This window comes from Pantoea sp. EKM103V, from assembly GCF_011800365.1.
Classification (GTDB): domain Bacteria; phylum Pseudomonadota; class Gammaproteobacteria; order Enterobacterales; family Enterobacteriaceae; genus Pantoea; species Pantoea anthophila.
Genome location: NZ_JAALFQ010000005.1, coordinates 162,623 through 183,373 on the forward strand (window position 1 = coordinate 162,623; position 20,751 = coordinate 183,373).

At 59.5% G+C, this 20,751-nt stretch carries 12 protein-coding genes; 9 read left to right on the forward strand and 3 right to left on the reverse strand.

Annotated features, from left to right (window positions below):
• Positions 1-4 precede the first annotated feature (4 nt).
• The 5 genes from bcsB to HFD97_RS13035 all read left to right on the forward strand — a co-directional run bounded on the left by bcsB (position 5) and on the right by HFD97_RS13035 (position 11,135).
• Positions 5-2,296: a cellulose biosynthesis cyclic di-GMP-binding regulatory protein BcsB gene (bcsB, locus tag HFD97_RS13015; protein ID WP_167432029.1), complete on the forward strand. Its 2,292-nt coding sequence runs from the start codon at positions 5-7 to the stop codon at positions 2,294-2,296.
• Positions 2,289-5,756: a cellulose synthase complex outer membrane protein BcsC gene (gene bcsC / locus HFD97_RS13020; RefSeq protein WP_167432028.1), complete on the forward strand. Its 3,468-nt coding sequence runs from the start codon at positions 2,289-2,291 to the stop codon at positions 5,754-5,756. The genes bcsB and bcsC overlap by 8 nt, the downstream gene beginning before the upstream one ends.
• A gap of 117 nt (positions 5,757-5,873) precedes the next feature.
• Positions 5,874-7,880: a biofilm formation regulator HmsP gene (gene hmsP / locus HFD97_RS13025; protein ID WP_033736127.1), complete on the forward strand. Its 2,007-nt coding sequence runs from the start codon at positions 5,874-5,876 to the stop codon at positions 7,878-7,880.
• A 225-nt stretch (positions 7,881-8,105) separates the two neighbouring features.
• A complete protein-coding gene (locus HFD97_RS13030; protein ID WP_167432027.1) occupies positions 8,106-9,395 on the forward strand; it encodes a dicarboxylate/amino acid:cation symporter in 1,290 nt (429 codons plus the stop codon).
• A gap of 246 nt (positions 9,396-9,641) precedes the next feature.
• Positions 9,642-11,135, forward strand: coding sequence for a pitrilysin family protein (locus HFD97_RS13035; protein ID WP_009088402.1), 1,494 nt, complete (start codon positions 9,642-9,644; stop codon positions 11,133-11,135).
• 2 nt (positions 11,136-11,137) lie between these two features.
• Here HFD97_RS13035 and HFD97_RS13040 read toward each other — a convergent pair whose 3' ends face one another.
• Positions 11,138-12,010 (reverse strand): alpha/beta hydrolase, encoded by an 873-nt coding sequence (locus HFD97_RS13040; RefSeq protein WP_009088404.1) that lies wholly within the window; start codon positions 12,008-12,010, stop codon positions 11,138-11,140.
• Positions 12,011-12,499: 489 nt separating this feature from the next.
• Between HFD97_RS13040 and msbA the strand changes: the two genes are divergently transcribed.
• Positions 12,500-14,263: a lipid A ABC transporter ATP-binding protein/permease MsbA gene (msbA, locus tag HFD97_RS13045; RefSeq protein WP_370528417.1), complete on the forward strand. Its 1,764-nt coding sequence runs from the start codon at positions 12,500-12,502 to the stop codon at positions 14,261-14,263.
• Here msbA and HFD97_RS13050 read toward each other — a convergent pair.
• A complete protein-coding gene (locus HFD97_RS13050) occupies positions 14,235-15,167 on the reverse strand; it encodes a sugar kinase (RefSeq protein WP_154929016.1) in 933 nt (310 codons plus the stop codon). The genes msbA and HFD97_RS13050 overlap by 29 nt on opposite strands.
• A 280-nt stretch (positions 15,168-15,447) precedes the next feature.
• On the opposite strand from HFD97_RS13050, the gene pdeH reads away from it, so the two are divergent.
• The gene (gene pdeH, locus HFD97_RS13055) at positions 15,448-16,221 is read left to right on the forward strand and encodes a cyclic-guanylate-specific phosphodiesterase (protein ID WP_009088409.1); all 774 of its coding nucleotides are present in this window, start codon (positions 15,448-15,450) and stop codon (positions 16,219-16,221) included.
• A 63-nt stretch (positions 16,222-16,284) separates the two neighbouring features.
• On the forward strand, positions 16,285-18,345 hold the full coding sequence (locus HFD97_RS13060) for an AsmA family protein (RefSeq protein WP_140923933.1): 2,061 nt from the start codon (positions 16,285-16,287) through the stop codon (positions 18,343-18,345).
• On the opposite strand, the gene ppiC is transcribed toward HFD97_RS13060, so the two are convergent.
• The gene (ppiC, locus tag HFD97_RS13065; protein ID WP_009088412.1) at positions 18,346-18,627 is read right to left on the reverse strand and encodes a peptidylprolyl isomerase PpiC; all 282 of its coding nucleotides are present in this window, start codon (positions 18,625-18,627) and stop codon (positions 18,346-18,348) included.
• Between the two features lie 75 nt (positions 18,628-18,702).
• On the opposite strand from ppiC, the gene rep reads away from it, so the two are divergent.
• The gene (gene rep, locus HFD97_RS13070; RefSeq protein WP_046100946.1) at positions 18,703-20,724 is read left to right on the forward strand and encodes a DNA helicase Rep; all 2,022 of its coding nucleotides are present in this window, start codon (positions 18,703-18,705) and stop codon (positions 20,722-20,724) included.
• Positions 20,725-20,751: the final 27 nt, after the last annotated feature.

Below are 20,751 nucleotides of genomic sequence, written 5' to 3' on the forward strand. Positions count from 1 at the left end.
TGATATGACGACAACGAGAATAAACAGGTGGGTCGCTGCGCTGTTGCTGGGTTCCGCAACGTTAAGCTGCGCTGCAGCAGAGGAAAATGCACCGGTCAGCGCGGCCGGAGAAACGGCGCAGCAGGCCGTGCCGCAGCCGTCGGCTGCGCCGCTACGAAACAGCCAGCTGAGTTTTGCTAAGCTGGCACCACCGCCAGGCAGCATGACGCTGCGCGGAACGCGCACCACCGGGCAGATTGAGTTTGGGGTGCGCAGCGACGAAGTCGTCACGAGTGCTATGCTGAACCTCAGCTATCGGCCATCGCCTGCGCTGCTGCCGACCCTGTCGCAGCTGAAGATCTATCTCAACGATGAACTGGTGAGCCTGATTACCCTGACGCCGGAGCAGATCGGCAAAGAGAATCAGACGCAGCTGACGCTGGACCCCCGGTTTATCGCCGATTTTAACCGCGTCCGCTTTGAGCTGGTCGGTCACTACGCCAACATCTGTGAAAACCCGGCCAACAGCACCATCTGGCTCGATATCGGTAAAGCCAGCAGCCTGGATCTGACGCTGCAAAAGCTGCCGCTGAAAAATGACCTGTCACACTTCCCGGAGCCTTTCTTTGATGCGCGCGACACGCGGCCGCTGACCCTGCCGATGGTGTTTGCCGCCCAGCCCGATGTCGCGCAGCAGCGGGCTGCCGCCATCCTCGCCTCCTGGTTTGGCAGCAAAGCCGCCTGGCGCGGCCAGCGCTTCCCGGTCCTCTACAATCAGCTGCCGCAGCAACAGCACGCGGTGGTGTTTGCCACCAATGATGCGCGCCCGGCATTCCTGAAAGATCTGCCACCGGTGAGCAAACCGACCGTAGAGATCGTCAGTCAGCCTGACAATCCCTATGCGAAAATGCTGCTGATTCTGGGCCGCAACGATGACGACCTGCTGACGGCCGTGCAGGGCATTGCGCAGGGCGAGTTACTGCTGCGGGGCGATACCTCCACCATTGATCGCGTCACGCTGCTGGCCCCGCGCCAGCCTTATGATGCGCCAAACTGGGTACGCACCGATCGCCGCACGACTTTTGCCGAGCTGACGCAATATGAAAATCAGTTGCAGTCTGACGGTCTGCAGCCTAATCCGATCAGCCTGACGCTGAATCTGCCACCCGATCTCTTCCTGGTGCGGGCGCGCGGTATCGATATGGATCTGAACTATCGTTACACCTCGCCCACCCAGCCGGACGGCTCCAGGCTGGCGGTCAACCTGAACAATCAGTTCATTCAGGACTACCCGCTGCAGCCGAAAAACACGGCCGGACAGCAGCTGCTGCACCTTCCCCTGCTGCAGGGAACGACAGACAAGAGTCATGAGCTGAAAATCCCGGCGCTCCGTCTGGGCGTAATGAATCAGCTGCGTTTCGATTTCGACTATGCCACCACCTTTATGGGGGGCACGGCGGACGGACGCTGCGAAACCGTCACCCCGGTGAGCAATCATGTGGTGGTGGACGACAACTCCAGCATCGACTTCTCCGGTTATCGCCACTACATCGAAATGCCGTCGCTGCAGACCTGGGCGAATGCCGGCTTCCCGTTCAGCCGCTACGCCGATCTCTCCCAGACGCTGGTGCTGGTTCAGCCGGATCCGGATGCGCAGCAGGTCGCTACCCTGCTGAATGCGCTGGGCAATATCGGCGCGCAGACCGGGTATCCGGCGCTGCGCGTGCAGCTTACCGACGACTGGCGCACGGCGCAGAAGCAGGACGCGGATCTGCTGCTGATCGGCGACATCCCCAAAGATCTTCAGGACGACCGCCGGATCAGCGCGCTGGTTGACGCCACCGCCAGCTGGCTGAAAACCCCGGCGCGACGGGCATCTCTGCCGGCTCAGACCCTCAGCGAGGCGGAACGCAGCGCAGAAAGCACCACCGCCATCGGCTCCCGGGGTCCGCTGGCCACCGTGATTGGTTTCCAGTCGCCGTTCTACGATCAGCGCAGTGTGGTTGCGCTGCTCGCCGATGGCAGTCCGCGCAGCTGGCAGCTGCTCGATGAGGCGCTGGCTGACAGCGGCAAACGTGCGGCCATCTCAGGCTCTACGGCAATTGTCCGTGAGTCGGGTGTGAACAGTCTGCGTGTCGGCGAGACCTACTATGTGGGCCACCTCCCCTGGTGGGAGCGGCTCTGGGCCGCGCTGGCTACCCATCCTTTCTGGCTGGCGCTCTGCTCGGTGGGTGTCGTGGTGCTGTTTGCCATGCTGGTCTGGCGTCTGATGCGCCTTATTTCGCGCCGCCGTCTGCTTGATGATGAAGATGAATAAGTCGCTTCTGCTGCGGGCAGGTGTGCTGATCGGCCTGCTGGGTGCGCTGCCGGGGCAGGCTGCGCCTGTCGCCGGTCCGCAGGTTTCACCGGTTGACTGGCTGCTGACCCAAGTGCGCATCGGCGAATCGACCAACAAGTATGAGCTGGTGCAGCAGTCGCTCTACCGGCTGGAGAAGATTGACCCGGAGAATCCCCAGGTGCTGGCGGCGCGTCTGCGACTGGCGCTGCATCAGGGCGATCTCACCACCGCACAGACCCTGCTGGATCAGCTCAACCGGCTGGCGCCCGATTCCGCAGCGGCGCGGGAATCTGCCGCCGGCCTGCGCATGATGTCGTCTGACGGACGGCAGCAACTGCAGCAGGCGCGGCTGCTTGCCACCTCAGGACGACTGGCGGAGGCGAAAAGCGCCTACGATGCCCTGTTTAACGGCGTCTTCCCCGATCCCAATATTGCCCTGGAGTACTGGCGGCTGGTGGCGCGCCTTCCCGGCCAGGAGGATCTGGCCTGGCAGCAGCTTCAGGTGCTGGAGCAGCGCTATCCTGGCAACGTCGGGGTCGGATTACAGATCGCCCGCATGGCCTTTGCGCGTCAGCAGCCGGAGCAGGCAATTACACAGCTGAAGCGGCTGGCGGAGCGCGGCGGCGGGCGTGAGGCCGCCGCCGACCTCTGGCTGCAGCAGATCACTGACCAGCCGGTCAGCGACAGCAGCGTGGCGCAGCTGAAGGCCTATCTGGCGGTATTTACCGACGGCGAGCCTCATCAGCAGGGTGTGGACGCGTTATCGAAGCAGCAGAGCCAGCTGGCCGATCCCGCCTATCGTGACCGGATGCAGGCGCTGGCGCGGGTCGATGCCGGTAACGATGACAGCGCCATGCGCGCCCTTGAACGGGCGCTGAAGAGCAATCCCGGGGATGCCGAACTGATGGGCGCAATGGGGCAGATTCAGGCCCGCGCGGGCCATCGTGAGGTGGCCATTCGCTGGCTGGAGCGCGCGATTCAGGCGGGTCAGCAGAGCACGCTGATAGGCAAATGGCAGTCGCTGCTGCAGACCAGTCGTTACTGGCTGGCGATTGAACAGGGTGATAAAGCGCTGGCGCAGCACGATATCGACGGGGCTGAAAAGGCCTACCGCGCGGCGCAAACCTATGACAGCAGCGACAGCTACGCCCTGATTGGTCTGGGTGATGTGGCGATGGCGCGCAACGATGCGCCCGGCGCTGAACGGTTCTGGCAAAAAGCGCGCCGGCTGGATGGCACCAATATCACCGCGGTGCGGCGGCTGGCAGGGCTTTACCGGACGGTGTCGCCCGCCCGCGAGATGGCGTTTATCGATACGCTGCCCGCCGACCAGCAGCGCGCTCTGGCCGACACGATTCGCACGCTGCGCAGCGACAGCCTGCGTGCGGAGGCCGATGCGCTGGCGCAGCAGGCGCGCTGGCCCCAGGCCACCGATCGCTATCGCCAGGCACTGGCGCTGACGCCGGATGACGTCTGGCTCAGCTACCGGCTGGCGGGTGCGCTGCGTAACAGCGGTCGTGCGCAGCAGGCGGAGGCGGTGATGCGCGGCGTGGCGCAGCAGCACCCGCAGGATAGCACCGCGCTCTACGCCGCCGCCCTCTGGTTCTCGGGCAACGATAACGCTGCTGAGGCCAGCGCCACGCTGCATCGTCTGCCGGAAGCACAATGGAGCAGCGATATGCGTCAGCTGGCTGACCGCCTGACGCAGGATCAGCGCTTTGCCGAGGCCGATGCCCTGCGCGAGGCGGGCGATGAGCCTGCCGCAATCGCGCTGCTTCGGCAGCAGCCGGATTCCAGCCGCCGCGATCTGACCCTGGCCGACTGGGCGCTGGCGCGGGGGGACGCGCAGCAGGCGCTGCAGGGGTATCAGCAGGTGCTGTCGCGCCAGGCGGACAACCGCGATGCGGCGCTGGGACGGATTGAGGGGCTGGTGGCGCTGCAGCGCAACGGCGAAGCCCGTCAGTCGCTGGAGACGCTGCCGCCGCAGCAGAGCTCGCTGAATGCGGATCGCCGCGCGGCGCTGGCGTGGCAGGCAGTCGGTGAAACCACGCGGGCCGCGGCGCTGTTGACCGATCTGAAACAGCGTGCCGCCTCGCTGCCCCCTTCGCAGGATAAAGCGCTGGTCTATCGTGACGCGGCACGGCTGGAAGGGGCGCGGCAGCAGCCTGAACAGGCACTGGCAGACTATCGTCAGGCGATGACGGCCAGCGGCATCGCGAGCCGTGGCAATATCAGCCGCGCAACCCGCAACGATCCCCAGGATGACTGGCTGAAGCGCAGCCTGCGCAGCGACACGGCCGATCTCTACCGTCAGCAGCAGACCACGCTCACGGTGCAGCAGGACTATTCACGCAACAGCGGCACCGGCGGCATCTCCGATTTTACGGCGCACACCACCATGCTGCAGGCGGAACATCCGTTTGCCGATGGCCGGGGCTTTTTCCGTCTTGATCGGGTCGATGTCTCCGCAGGCACCTTTACCACCCGGAACGGCAGCATCGACGCCCTGTTTGGCAGCTGCGACGATGCCAATTCTGGCGGCTGTAATCGTGACAACCGCCAGCGCGATAGCGGGACGGCGCTGGCCGCGGGCTGGCATAACGCGACCTGGTCCGCTGACCTCGGTACCACGCCGCTGGGTTTTGAAGTCACGAACTGGACCGGCGGCCTGAGCTGGAAAACCGATGTGAAACAGCTCGGCGTCACACTGACGGCCTCACGCAGGCCGATAGCCAGTTCGCTGCTCTCCTATGCCGGGACGCGCGATCCCGCAGCCAGCGGCGGCAAAAGCTGGGGCGGCGTGGTGGCCACCGGCGGCAGCATCGGGCTGAGTTACGATCAGGGCGGCGCGCATGGCGTCTGGGGCGACATCAGTGCGCATCAGATCACCGGCAAAAATGTCGCCGATAACAGCCGCGAGCGCCTGATGGGCGGCTATTACTATAAGCTCATCAACAGCGACAACCGCCGGGCGACCGTCGGGCTGAACAGCATGCTCTGGCACTATCAGAAGGATCTCAGCGATTACACTTTCGGCCAGGGCGGCTACTACAGCCCGCAGCAGTATCTCTCTTTTTCCGTGCCGGTCACCTGGCGGCAGCGGACAGAGAACTGGTCGTTTGATCTGGGCGGCTCTGTCTCCTGGTCCCATTCACAAACCCATGCCCAGCAGCGCTATCCGGTTAATCCGGGCTATACCCTTGCCAGTAACCCCTCTTCTGCCAGCAGTTCCGGCGGCGGTACCGGCTATACGCTGCAGGCAGTGATTGAGCGACGGCTGACGTCGAACTGGTTTATCGGTGCCGGTGTGGATATCCAGCAGGCGAAGGATTACACCCCGAGTCATGGTCTGCTTTATGTGCGCTATGCTGCCGGTGGCTGGGAAGGGGACCTGGATATGCCGCCGCAGCCGCTGACCCCTTACGCGGATTTTAAATAATCCTGACCGGGAAAAAGCCGGACTTTTCAGACGGTAAAAAAGTCAGTTTATGGGATATACTGGCTGGCATTGTACTGTCTGCTATCTGGGCTTTTTTCATCGTCAGGAGAGAAATTTTTGCGCGTAAGCCGGTCACTTACGATAAAGCAGATGGCGACGGTTTCGCTGGTTGCGGTTATCACCATCAGTATTTTTATCGTCATCCAACTGTTTCATTTTGTGCAGCAGCGCAGGATTGACTACGCCCAGCAGATGGAGAATATCGCCCACACCGTTCGTCAGCCGCTGTCGGAAGCGGTGCTGCGGGCCGATATCCCCCGGGCCGAACACATTCTTCACTCTCTGAAACCGGCCGGTATCCTGTCGCGCGCCGATGTGGTGCTGCCCAATGCGTTTCAGGCGCTGCATGCTGACTTTGAGACGGAAAAACCGGTGCCGCGTCTGGTGGCCCGCCTGTTTGAGCTGCCGGTGCAGATTACCCTGCCGCTCTACTCGATAGAAAATACCAGAATGCCAAAGCCGCTGGCCTATCTGGTGCTGCAGGCGAACTCAACGCGCGTCTACCAGTTTATCCTCAGCACGCTCTCGACCATGATCATCACCTATCTGCTGCTGGCGCTGATCCTGTCCGTGGCGATCAGCTGGTGCATCAACCGGCTGGTGGTGCATCCGCTGCGTCATCTCTCGCGCGAGCTGCAGGAGCTGCCGCCACAGGCGATTCTGACCCATAAACTCTCCCTGCCGCACAGCCATCATGATGACGAAATCGGCATGCTGGTGCGCAGCTACAACCGCAATCAGCAGGTGCTGGAGTCGATTCATGATGAGATGAGCCGGCTGACCACCCACTTCCCGGTCACCGACCTGCCCAACCGCACCCTGTTCCTGGCGCTGGTCGAACAGTTCATGTGCAATCCTGACCGGTCGCTGGGTCTGATGGTGATCCGCATTGAAACCCTGCAGGAAGCCAACGGCATACTCAGCGATGAGCAGCGCGACACGCTGATGCTGACGCTGGTGGAGAAGATCCGCCATACGCTGGATGACCACACCCTGCTGGCACAGACCGGCGTCAGCGATTTTGTCCTGCTGATGAAGCGCGCCAGTAATCCGTTCCGCGCCCTGCGTCTGGCGCGCAATCTGATGATTCGCCTTAATCAGCCGGTCAGCCTGCACCAGCTGCAGCTGCGCCCTAACGTCAGCATCGGTCTGGCGCTGCGCGACGATCAGCCGCTGAGCGCAAGTGAACTGCTGGACAGGGCGATCTCGGCGATGATGTCGGCCCGTCATCAGGGCAAAAATCAGATCCTCTTCTTTGACGCCGCGCTGACCGAGCGCGCACAGAAACGCCTGACCCAGGAGCATGACATTCTGCAGGGTCTGCACGATGAGCAGTTTGCTCTCTACCTGCAACCGCAGGTCGATATGCGCACCGGGGCACTGGCGGGCGCGGAAGCGCTGCTGCGTATGCGCCAGCCGGATGGCAGTTACGGCCTGACGGAAGAATTTATCGCCAGCGCCGAAGAGATAGGCGTGATTAGCGCAGTGGGACGCTGGGTGTTTGAAGAGGCGTGCCGCATTCTGGCTGGCTGGCAGCGGCAGGGTATGATGCTGCCGCTGAGCGTGAATATCTCTGCGGTACAGTTGCGCGATACGGGCGTGGTCTCCCATCTGCAGTCTCTGCTGACCCGTCACCGCATCGCCCCTGGCACTTTTGTGCTGGAAGTGACCGAAACGGCGCATCTGGATGATGCAGAACAGGCGATAGCGATGCTGCGACTGTTGCAGCAGGCCGGGGTGGCGGTGGCGCTGGATGATTTCGGCATGGGCTACTCCAATCTCAACTATCTGCATCAGCTGAAAGCGTTGCCGGTCAACAAGCTGAAGATGGATCGCAGCTTTGTGGCGGCGCTGCCGGATGACGACACCATGGTCTGCATCGTGGCGGCTATCGCCGAGATTATCCACCTTGAGGTGATTGCCGAGGGCGTGGAAACCGCGGAGCAGCGTGACTGGCTGCTGGCGCGCGGCATTCATATCGGACAGGGCTACCTCTACGCGGAAGCGCTGCCTCTGACCCGATTCAATCAGGCCTGGATAGAAAACTCCTCACTGCCGCAATAATTGCCTGATTCATTGATTTTGCGAGAATTTTAGTTACAAAACCCCTTGCTGAAGCGTTTCAGTTCAGAATTACGATCCTGACATTTCCTGGGGGTTTGTCGCCCTGTATTAATCACGTAAACACAGTGTTATTTTCGGGTTACTGTCAGGCGCCACCTCTGTTGCCCGCCAGTCACAATAACGAATCCGACAACATCACCTCACGGCGTTAGTGGACACCTGTTTATGAAAACCTCACTTTTTAAAAGCCTTTATTTCCAGGTGCTGATGGCGATTGGCATCGGCGTTTTGTTAGGCCATTTTTACCCGGAGCTGGGGACCCAGATGAAGCCGCTGGGCGATGGCTTTGTTAAGTTAATCAAGATGATTATCGCCCCGGTCATCTTCTGTACCGTGGTGACCGGCATCGCCGGTATGGAAAGCATGAAAGCCGTCGGGCGCACCGGCGCTGTCGCGCTGCTCTATTTTGAAATTGTCAGTACCATCGCGCTGATCATTGGTCTGATCGTGGTTAACGTGGTGCAGCCAGGCGCAGGAATGAACGTTGATCCCGCCACCCTGGATGCCAAAGCGGTGGCGGTCTATGCGCAGCAGGCGGAACAGCAGGGCATCGTCGCCTTCCTGCTGGATGTTATTCCTAACAGCGTGATTGGCGCCTTTGCCAGCGGCAACATCCTGCAGGTGCTGCTGTTTGCCATTCTGTTTGGTTTTGCCCTGCATCGTCTGGGTAACACCGGCACGCTGATCTTCAACGTGATTGAGAGCTTCTCGAAAGTCATTTTCGGCATCATCAACATGATCATGCGTCTGGCACCGATAGGGGCCTTCGGCGCGATGGCGTTCACGATCGGTAAATATGGCGTGGGGTCACTGGTGCAGCTCGGCCAGCTGATCGTCTGCTTCTATATCACCTGTGTGCTGTTTGTGGTGATTGTGCTGGGGCTGATTGCGCGTCTGTTTGCCGGATTCAGCATCTTTAAGTTCATCGCCTATATCAAAGAAGAGCTGCTGATTGTGCTGGGCACCTCCTCGTCCGAGTCGGCGCTGCCGCGCATGCTGGATAAGATGGAGAAGCTGGGCTGTAAGAAGTCTGTGGTCGGGCTGGTGATCCCCACCGGTTACTCCTTTAACCTCGACGGCACCTCGATTTATCTGACCATGGCGGCGGTGTTTATCGCCCAAGCGACCAATGCCCACATGGATATTTTCCATCAGATCACGCTGCTGGTGGTACTGCTGCTCTCCTCGAAGGGCGCGGCAGGGGTGACCGGCAGTGGATTCATCGTGCTGGCGGCGACGCTCTCGGCGGTCGGCCATCTGCCGGTGGCGGGTCTGGCGCTGATTCTGGGTATCGACCGCTTTATGTCCGAAGCGCGTGCGCTGACCAACCTGATCGGAAACGGTGTGGCGACCGTGGTGGTAGCGAAATGGGTCGACCAGCTGGATCACAAACAGCTCAATGACACGCTCGCCGGCCAGAATAAAGAGAATAAAGCGTCCGAATCTTCAGTTTAATCATTGAATTTCACTTAAATCCCCTCAAATGCCCGCTGTCGCTTGCCCTGACAGCGGGCATTTGCATAATAAACCCCACTTGTTTTTTTTGACGTTTTTCACTTCGTTGCGCGACATCCTGAACTTCCTGTGGTCAAACACGTTGTTGTTGGATAACAGCGCGATTCGGCGCCAGCCGATTCGTTAATAACAGCGGCACGTCGCGCCAGTGATAACGATATTTGAATTATTTGAGTAGGGGTTCACATGCAGGGCACCAGAATTCGGCTTTTGGTTGGTGGATTAGTGCTGGCAGCAAGCAGCTATGGTCTCCAGGCAGAAACGCTGCAACCGGATCCGGCCTGGCAGGAAGGCAAGCTGGATAACGGATTTAACTGGCAGTTACTGGCCACACCGCAACGCCCCAGTGACCGCATCGAACTGCGGCTGGTGGTCAACACCGGTTCACTGGTGGAGAGTGCGCAACAGACCGGCTTCAGCCATCTGCTGTCGCGTCTGGCCATGGTGCACAACACCGCGCTCGACACCCAGCAGCAGCGCGCGCTATGGCAGCAGGCGATGGATCCTCAGCGCCCCCTGCCGCCCGTCATCGCCTCTTATGATTCCACCCAATATAATCTGAGCCTGCCGAACAACCGTCCTGAGCTGCTGAAAGAAGCGCTGAACTGGCTGGCGGCCACGGCGGGCAATATGGCGATTACCGAACAGGTGGTGAGCACCGCGCTGACGGCCTCCGATCCGGTCGCCACCTGGCCGAAAGATACGCAGGATGTCTGGTGGCGCTACCGCCTCAAAGGCTCGGCGCTGCTGGCGCACGATCCTGCGGCGCAGCCACGCGCCCCGGTTGATTTAACCCAGCTCAACGACTTTTACCATCAGTGGTACACCCCGGATGCGATGACGCTCTACGTGGTCGGCAATGTCGACAGCCGCAACCTCTCTGAGCAGATCAACAAAACCTTCTCAGCACTGACCGGCAAACGCGAAACGCCTGCGCCACTGCCCACCCTCTCCCCGCTGCCGCACGAGCCAGTGAATCTGGTCAGCAGCAACATGACGCAGGATCGCCTCTCACTGGTGTGGGATACGCCGTGGCAGCCGATTCGTGACTCGCAGAATCTGCAGCGTTACTGGCAGGGCGATCTGGCCCGTGAAGCGCTGTTCTGGCACGTTCAGCGCGCGCTCAGTGACAGCAAAGCGCAGGGCATACAGGTGGGATTTGACTGCCGCGTGCTCTATCAGCGTGCGCAGTGCTCGATCAATCTGGATGGACGCAACGACAGTCTGGCGCAGAATATGAATCTGGTGGCTCGCGAGCTGGCTAATGTGCGCGATAAAGGCTTACCGCAGGAGGAGTTTGATGCGCTGATGGCGCAGAAGCTGCTGGAGCTGAATAAGCTGTTCACCACCTATGCCCGCACTGACACCGATGTGCTGATGAGCCAGCGGCTGCGCTCCCAGCAGAACGCGGTGGTCGATATTGCGCCTGAGCAGTATCAGAAGCTGCGGCAGGCCTTCCTGGCGGGTCTGACCCGCGAGCAGTTAAACCAGGAGCTGCGCCAGCAGCTGACCCAGGAACTGATGATGGTTCTGATCCAGCCGGAAGGCGAAGCGGAAACCAACGTGAAAAGCCTGCAAAACAGCTGGGACAAAGTGATGGCACCGTCAGCGGCACCGGCGGCCAGCAATGAAGCCACGCCGCCGGACAGCAACGTCAAAGACGTGCCGCCTGCGGCTTAAGATCAGGTCTTTGCCCTGAGCCACTCGGTCACTAACATCGGCCAGCTGGCGAGGGGCAAATCTGCCACACCGCGGATACCAAATCCGTGCCCGCCTTTCTGATAGAAATGCACCTCTGCCGGGACTTTATGCTCCCGCAACGCACTGAAAAACGCCATGCTGTGATTCACCGAAACGGCTTCGTCGTCGGCGGCGTGGATCAACAGCGTTGGCGGCACCAGCGGGTGAACCCGGGTTTCCAGGGAGTAGGCCTCAATCGTTTTCTGATCGGGCCAGGCACCCAGCAGGCGGGTTCGGGCGCCTTCATGGGCAATGCCATCACGCATGCTGATCAGCGGATAGACCAGGATCATTGCATCCGGGCGAGGTGAGAAGTTTTCTGCGCCATCCTGCACCGGATAGAGTTTTTCCGCGAAGCGTGTGCCCAGGCTGGCCGCGACGTGGCCACCCGCCGAAAAGCCCATCATCACAATGTACTTTCCATTCAGGCCGCGCTGCGCCCGTTCACGCAGCACACGCACGGCGCGCTGTGCATCGGCCAGCGGCGCATCGGGGCCTTCATGATGACCATCATAGGGCAGGCGGTAGGTCATGACCGCCAGGGTGTAGCCCATTGAGGTGAAGAAGGTCGCCAGGGCGCTGCCTTCACGGTCGATCATCACACGCTGATAACCTCCGCCTGGCGCGACCAGCAGGGTGATCCCGTTGGATTCGACCGGATGCCAGATCGCCATCTCCGGGCAACGTACACCGGTGGCGGCGCGATCGTAAGGCTCATACTCTTTTGCCATATCGACGATCTGCGGCTGTGCCCGCGAATCGCTGGCACCTGGCGCATCACCGTGTGGCCAGATATTAATGATTTCTGTGTGCATAAATAGGTCCTGATGCGGAGAATATTTTAGTTGTTTTGTTCATGGCCGGAGAGCACAGCGTCCTGCTGTTGTTGATTAAAAGATGGTCTTTTTTACGGCGAACGTCCATCCGAAAAGGGCCGAATCGGGCAGATTCGGACTATGCCTGGTGGCGCTCGGTTGGTTATAACTGGCTAATTTTATTCAATAAATTATAAGTCTGATTGAAGGGGATGGCCGGGTCGCCTGTGCGATTAACCACAATTTTTCAGCGTAAGGGAAATGAGCGGCATGGCTCGCTTTACTAGCCGCAATTTACCGGATATCACACTGCGGGCGCTTAAGAGGCGATAATGATTTTATCCCCGCCAGATCCGGGCCTGGAGGCAGGGGAGAAGTACCAGTCTCATTTGAGACTGTTTATGATTCATGGCGACAGGGCAGTTTCCGGTTGGTTGATACGGTTTAACATATCATCATCCGTTCCTACACAACGGTAAGATGCATGCCATGTCTGAACCCACACTCTCTGCCAGACAGACGTTTACGCGACTGTGGCCCACCATTTCACCCTTCAGGCTGGGCCTGGTAGTCGCCGGGATAGCCCTCATCGTCAACGCCGCCATAGACCCGTTTATGCTGACATTGCTGAAAAGCCTGCTGGACGATGTGATGGGCAGGCGGCATGCGGGGATGCTGCTGTGGATGCCGCTGGTGATTATCGGGCTGATCCTGATCCGCGGCGTCAGCGGCTATATCTCCGGTTACTGTATCTCCTGGGTCTCCGGTAAAGTGGTGATGAGCCTGCGCCGTCGCCTCTTCAGCCATATGATGGGGATGCCGGTGGCGTTCTTTGATCAGCAATCAACCGGCACGCTGCTCTCCCGCATCAGCTACGATTGCGAGCAGGTCGCCTCCGCCTCTTCCGGCTCGCTGGTCACGGTGGTGCGTGAAGGTGCCTCTATCCTTGGCCTGTTTGTCATGATGTTTTACTACAGCTGGCAGCTTTCCCTGATCCTGCTGGTGCTGGCGCCCGTGGTGTCGCTGGCGATCCGCATCGTCTCCCGGCGCTTTCGCCGTATCAGCAGGAACATGCAGGACATAATGGGGCAGGTCACCTCCCATGCTGAGCAGATGCTGAAAGGGCACAAAGAGGTGCTGATGTTCGGCGGTCAGCGGGTGGAGACAGAGCGGTTTGGGCAGGTCAGCAACAGGATGCGTCGCCAGGGGATGAAAATGGTGTCGGCCACCGCGTTGTCCGATCCGCTTATCCAGCTGATCGCCTCTTTCGCACTGGCTTTTGTGCTCTATGCGGCCAGTTTTCCGTCGGTAATGACGACGCTGACAGCGGGCACCCTCAGCGCGGTCTTTTCCGCCATGCTGATGCTGATGCGTCCGTTAAAGTCCCTGACCAGCGTCAATGCGCAGTTCCAGCGCGGCATGGCCGCCTGCCAGACACTGTTTGCGATTCTGGATACTGAGCAGGAAAAAGATGAGGGCACCCGCGTTATCGGACGCGCCGCCGGTCATATCGCGTTCCGCAACGTCAGCTTCACCTATCCCGGTTCGGAAACGCCGGCCCTGAACGCAATCAATATTGATATACCGGCAGGGAAAACGGTCGCCCTGGTAGGCCGTTCCGGCTCAGGTAAATCGACCCTCGCCAGCCTGCTCACGCGTTTTTACGATATCGACAGCGGCGAAATTTTGCTGGATGGGCACGATCTGCGTGACTACACCCTGGCCTCGCTGCGCGAGCAGATGGCGCTGGTCTCTCAGCATGTTCATCTGTTCAATGACACCATCGCCAACAATATCGCCTATGCCCGTCGTGATCTCTTCAGCCGCGCCGCGGTCGAACAGGCGGCGCAGATGGCTCATGCCATGGAATTCATCAATAAGATGGAGAACGGGCTGGATACGATGATTGGGGAGAATGGGGTGCTGCTGTCGGGTGGACAGCGCCAGCGCATTGCCATTGCCCGCGCCCTGTTGCGCGACAGTCCCGTTCTGATCCTCGACGAAGCGACCTCGGCCCTCGATACCGGCTCAGAAAGGGCGATTCAGTCTGCGCTGGAGACGCTGCAGCAGAACCGCACCACGCTGATTATTGCGCACCGGCTCTCAACCATTGAGAAAGCCGATGAGATCCTGCTCATCGAAGAGGGCCGGATCGTTGAGCGCGGCTCGCATCAGCAGCTGCTGCAGCAGAACGGCGCTTATGCCCGGCTTTATCAGATGCAGTTCAGTCAGGCATCGCCTCTGCCGGAATAATCGCGCCACGATGCTGAATCACCGTGCTGGCGATCAGATGCCCGCGCTGTGCGGCGGCTTCAGCCGATGCGCCGGTCAGGCGGCGCGCCAGATATCCGGCGCTGAACGAATCGCCCGCGGCCGTCGTATCCACCACCTTCTCCTTCGCCAGCCGGACCGCAGGCACCTCAATCAGCGGCGCATCACCCGTGGCGACCAGGCAGGCCTCCGCACCCCGTTTAATCACAATTTCGCTGGCGCCTGCTTCGCGGGTTCGCGCGATAACCTCCTCCAGCGGCTGCTTGCCCCACAGCAGATGTTCATCATCCAGGGTGAGAAAGGCGATGTCCGTACAGCTGAGCATGGCGCGATACGCGCTCTGCGCACTGGCCCGATCGGCCCATAAACGCGGGCGATAGTTATTATCGAAAATCACCCTGCCGCCCTCTGCCCGGCAGCGGGACAGAAGCTGCATCAGTTTCTCCCGGCTGGCAGCGGGCAGAATCGCCAGACTGATGCCGCTGAGGTAAAGATAGTCATAGTGCGCCAGCTGGTCGGCGATCGCCTCTGACTGCGGGCTGTCGAGCCAGTAGCGGGCCGCAGCGTCGCTGCGCCAGTACCAGAAGGTGCGCTCGCCCTCCGCATCGGTTTCAATCACATACAGGCCTGGCATTTTATTATCGAGACGCTGAATCAGGCCGGTGTTGACCTTCTCCTGCTGCCAGGCGGTTATCATCTGATCGCTGAACGAATCCGTTCCCAGCGCCGTGACGTAATCGACCCGTAACTGCTGCTCATCCACCTGGCGGGCGAGATAAACCGCCGTGTTCAGCGTATCGCCGCCAAAACCCCGTTTGATGTTCTCACCCTTTTCCGACAGCTCAATCATGCATTCGCCGATAATGGCAATTTTCTTCTGCGTCATGGTTTGCAACCCGTAGTGGTAGAGTGCTCAGTCTCGCGTCTGGTATGGCAGTCGTCAACGCTTTTAAAACGCTGTTTTGATTTAGCTTAAGGTGCAGGAGAGGGCTAATCTGGCGGATAAGAGGCGCTAATTTCGGCTTTTTTTACCGATTATGCGGGCGACGCAGCTGATAGACTTTCCCTTTTTGTGGCCGGGTCGTTCATCTCTTTACCACAGACACTCACGATAATCGCAGCTGCGTCACCCGTTTTGGGGACATATTATCAACCAGGAAAATACCATGGTGATGGAGAGTATTAGTCAATGGCTGCCGTCTTCAATTGACCCTGATTATCAAACGGAAACCCCGCTTTTCTGGCAACAGTGCCAGCGGCGCTATCGGTTCCAGCCTATCTATCGGGTAACCGGTCGGTTACTCGCCATTGAACTGCTGACCGCCGTTTCTCATCCTGCCCAGCCGGAACGGAATCTGTCACCCGAGGCCTGGTTTGCCGGGCTCGATATCGCCCAGCGCCTTAATGTGATCTATGAGCAGCTGGAACTGCTGACGCAGTGGTCCGCCTTCTTTGAGCGCAACGGTGTGGTCGCGTCGGTCAACATCGATGGCCCCTCGCTGCTCTCCATTCAGCACCGGCCCGCCATTCGTCGCCTGATCGCCCGCCTGCCCTGGATCCGCTTTGAGCTGACAGAGCATCATGCGCTGCCGCAGGCGGAGAGAGTCGCTAAGATCCCGGAACTGGGCCCGCTGTGGCTGGATGATTTTGGCTCTGGCATGGCCAATTTCTCCGCGCTGACCGAACTGAAATATGACTACATCAAGCTGTCGCGCGACCTGTTTATTCTGCTGGGCAGTTCTGATGAAGGGCGCAGCCTCTTTTCGATGCTGCTGGCGCTCATCAATCGCTACTGTAACGGTGTGATTGTCGAGGGCGTGGAAACGGAAGAGCAGTGGCAGCAGGTCAGGCATTCCCCGGCCATCGCGGCTCAGGGCTACTACTTTTCGCGGCCTGTCCCATTTTCTGAACTGAATCATCTGACTCTCCAGCTTCCCTGATGCCGTTGCCCGCCGTCTCGACTATCTTTAACGCAGGCCGTGAAAGAGCAAGGAGAAAGCGACATGTCGCGTACCGGGAAAATCGTCAGTTGGGTTGCAGGCATTCTGGTGTTGTTGATTGTGGTGATTATTGTGGTGATCGCGACATTTGACTGGAACCGCCTGAAGCCCACCATCAATCAGAAAGTCTCAACCGAACTCAATCGTCCTTTTGCCATCCGCGGGGATCTGGGGATCGACTGGGTGCGCCATCGCGACGAGTCGGGCTGGCGGCGCTGGGTGCCGTGGCCGCAGATACACGCCGAAGATATCATGCTGGGTAACCCGCCCGGCATTCCTGATGTCACCATGGTCCATCTGCAACGGGCCGACGCGACGCTGGCACCGCTGTCGCTGCTGCACAAAGAGCTTTTCATCCCGTGGATTAAGCTGCAGCGACCCGATGCGCGCCTGATTCAGACGGCGGATAAAAAGAATAACTGGACGTTCGATCTCGCCGGTAGTGACAAGGATGACAAGGACAGCGCGCCCTCGGCCTGGTCCTTCCGGCTGGATAATATCCTGTTTGATCAGGGGCAAATCCGCTATCGCGATGCGGTTAACCGCGCAGATGTCACGGTACAGGTGAATCCGCTGGGCAAACCGGTGCCCTATGCGCAGATTGCCGGTGGTGACGATCAGCAGAAGGGCGCGGGAGACTTCGTCTTTGGCTGGCAGGCCAGTGGCACCTACAACAATGAAAAGCTCAGCGGTGAAGGCAGGATTGGCGGCATGCTCTCGCTGCGCAGCCAGAACACCCCTTTCCCGGTGCAGGCCGATGTGCGAAACGGCACCACGCGGGTTCAGGTAACCGGGGGCGTGCAGGACCCGATGAACCTGGGCGGACTGAATGTGCGTCTGCGCTTCTCCGGCGATACGCTGGCGAACCTCTATGGCCTGACCGGCGTTCTGCTGCCTGATACCCCGCCTTATGAAACGGACGGCCATCTGATCGCGAAATTCAGCGGGGAAAAGGGCGCGGTCTACCGCTATGAGAAATTTAACGGTCATATCGGCGACAGCGATATTCATGGCTCGCTGATCTACACGCAGGGCAAACCGCGTCCCACCCTCACCGGGGAACTCACCTCTGAGCAACTGCGCATGGCCGATCTGGGGCCGCTGATTGGTGTGAACTCCGGCAAAGGGAGTGAGAAGACCGCCCAGGCCAAAGCCCGGCGCGGTGAGAAATCGAATCAGCCTGCTGACCGTGTACTGCCGCACGACAGGTTTGAAACCAAAAGCTGGGATGTGATGGATGCCGACGTGAAGTTCAGCGGCAAACGTATCGAACACAGCAACTCACTGCCGCTGAGCGATCTCTATACCCACTTACAGCTCAAAAACGGCGATCTGCTGCTGGACCCGCTGCGCTTTGGTATCGCGGGCGGCAATCTTAATAGCACTATCCGGCTGGAGGGCGATCGCTCACCGATGCGTGGCCGGGTTGACCTGCATGCACGCAAGCTGCGTTTGCGTCAGCTTTTCCCGGATGTGCAGGCGATGAAGAACAGCCTGGGTCAGCTCAACGGTGATGCCAGCTTTACCGGCACCGGCAACTCGGTCGCCGACCTGCTGGCGACCAGCAACGGTCAGCTGAAGCTGCTGATGAATGACGGGCTGATCAGCCGCAATCTGATGGAGATCGCCGGACTTAACGTGGGTAACTACGTAGTCGGCAAACTCTTTGGCGACGATCAGGTGCGCATCAACTGTGCGGCCACCGATATCAGACTGCAGAATGGTCTGGCGACGCCGAACCTGTTTGTGTTTGATACCGAGAACGCGATTATCAATGTGTCAGGGAACGCCAACTTCGCCAGTGAGCGACTGGACCTGTCGATCAATCCGGAGAGTAAAGGTGTGCGCATCGTCACGCTGCGCTCCCCGCTCTACGTGCGCGGCACCTTTAAGAATCCGGATGCGGGCGTGAAAGCGGGGCCACTGCTGGCCCGTGGGGCCGCTGCCGTGGCGCTGGGTGCGGTCGTGGGACCGGCAGCGGCGCTGCTGGCACTGATCTCCCCCAGCGACAACGAAGACAACCAGTGCAGCAACGTTCTGCAGCAGATGAAGCAGAAGAAGTAACTAGTTGCGGTAGAGCACTTTGATAATGTGATAACCAAAGCCGGTCTTTACCGGCCCGTAAGGCGTCAGCAGCGGGCAGGTAAAGACCGCTTTATCAAAGGCCGGTACCATCTGTCCCTGCCGAAACTCGCCCAGATCGCCCCCCTTACGGCCGGAAGGACAGGTCGAATGCTTCTTCGCCAGCTGCTGGAAATTGCCGCCCTTCGCCAGTTTCGCCAGAATCTCTTTTGCCAGCGCTTCCTCTTTGACCAGGATGTGTAAAGCCGCCGCGGTTTTCGCCATGTTGGTATCTCGGTTGTGTATAATTGCCGCCCAGTATAAACCCCTTTCTTTTGATTCAATCAGGCGATTTCTTATATGCGTTTAAACCCCAGCCAACAACGTGCCGTCGAATTTGTTACCGGTCCCTGTCTGGTACTGGCGGGCGCGGGATCGGGCAAAACCCGCGTAATTACCAATAAAATCGCCCATCTGATTCGTGAGTGCGGCTATCAGGCGCGACACATCGCTGCGGTGACCTTCACCAATAAAGCCTCGCGCGAAATGAAAGAGCGTGTGGCGCAGACGCTGGGTCGCAAAGAGGCGCGCGGGCTGCTGATCTCCACCTTCCACACGCTGGGCCTGGAGATCATCAAGCGTGAAACGGCGGCGCTGGGCATGAAGTCCAACTTCTCGCTGTTCGACGATCAGGATCAGCTCGCCCTGCTGAAAGAGCTGACCAGAGAGTGGCTGGAGGAGGATAAGACGCTGTTGCAGCAGCTCATCTCCACCATCTCAAACTGGAAAAATGACCTGATCGATCCGCAGGGCGCGGCCGCGCAGGCGCGTTCACAGCAGGAGAATATTTTTGCCCACTGCTATGGCCTCTACAGTCAGCATCTCAAATCGTGCAACGTCCTCGATTTTGACGATTTGATCCTGCTGCCGACGCTGCTGCTGCAGCGTAATCAGGAGGTGCGTGAACGCTGGCAGCAGCGTATCCGCTATCTGCTGGTGGATGAGTACCAGGATACCAACACCAGCCAGTATGAGCTGGTTAAACTGCTGGTTGGCGCGCGGGCGCGCTTCACGGTGGTGGGTGATGATGACCAGTCGATCTACTCCTGGCGCGGCGCGCGGCCTCAGAATCTGGTGCTGCTGAGTCAGGATTTTCCGGCGCTGGAGGTGGTGAAGCTGGAGCAGAACTACCGCTCCTCGCAGCGCATCCTGAAAGCGGCGAACATCCTAATTGCCAATAATCCGCACGTCTTTGAAAAGCGGCTCTTCTCCGAACTGGGGCAGGGCAGCGAACTCAAAGTGGTGACCGCCAACAGCGAAGAGCATGAAGCGGAGCGGGTCACCGGCGAACTGATTGCGCATCACTTTATCAACAAAACGCAGTACAAAGATTACGCGATTCTCTACCGTGGTAACCATCAGTCACGCACCTTTGAAAAGTTTCTGATGCAGAACCGCATTCCCTATCGCATCTCTGGCGGCACCTCGTTCTTCTCACGGCCGGAGATTAAAGACCTGCTCGCCTATCTGCGCGTGCTGACTAACCCTGAGGATGACAGCGCGTTCCTGCGCATCGTCAACACACCGCGTCGCGAGATTGGTCCGGCGACGCTGCAGAAGCTCGGTGAATGGGCGAATCTGCGCAGCAAGAGCCTGTTTCATGCCAGTTTTGATGTCGGGCTGGGTCAGACGCTCAGCGGACGTGGCCTGGAGCATCTGCAGCGCTTTACTCACTGGCTGAATGAGATCATCCAGCTGACCGAACGCGAGCCGGTCAACGCGGTCCGCGATCTGATTCGCGGCATCGATTACGAAAGCTGGCTGTTCGAAACCTCCGGCAGTCCGAAAGCCGCAGAAATGCGGATGAAGAACGTCAACACGCTGTTTCAGTGGATGACCGAAATGCTGGAGGGCAGCGATATCGACGAGCCGATGACGCTGGCCCAGGTGGTCACGCGCTTTACCCTGCGCGACATGATGGAGCGCGGTGAAAGTGATGAAGAGCTGGATCAGGTGCAGCTGATGACGCTGCACGCCTCCAAAGGGCTGGAGTTCCCCTATGTGTTCCTGGTGGGCATGGAAGAGGGGCTGTTGCCGCATCAGAGCAGCATCGATGAGAACAATATCGAAGAGGAGCGTCGTCTGGCCTACGTCGGCATCACGCGGGCACAGAAAGAGCTGACCTTTACCCTCTGCCGTGAACGGCGGCAATATGGCGAGCTGGTGCGACCGGAACCGAGCCGTTTTCTGCTGGAGCTGCCGCAGGACGATCTGCAGTGGGAGACGGAACGCAAAGTGGTCAGTGCCGAGGAGCGGATGAAAACCGGGCAGAGCCGGGTTGCCGGTCTGCGGGCGATGCTGGATAAAGCCAGAAAAGGGTAAGCGCGTCGGGCGGAGAGGCGAAGGCGA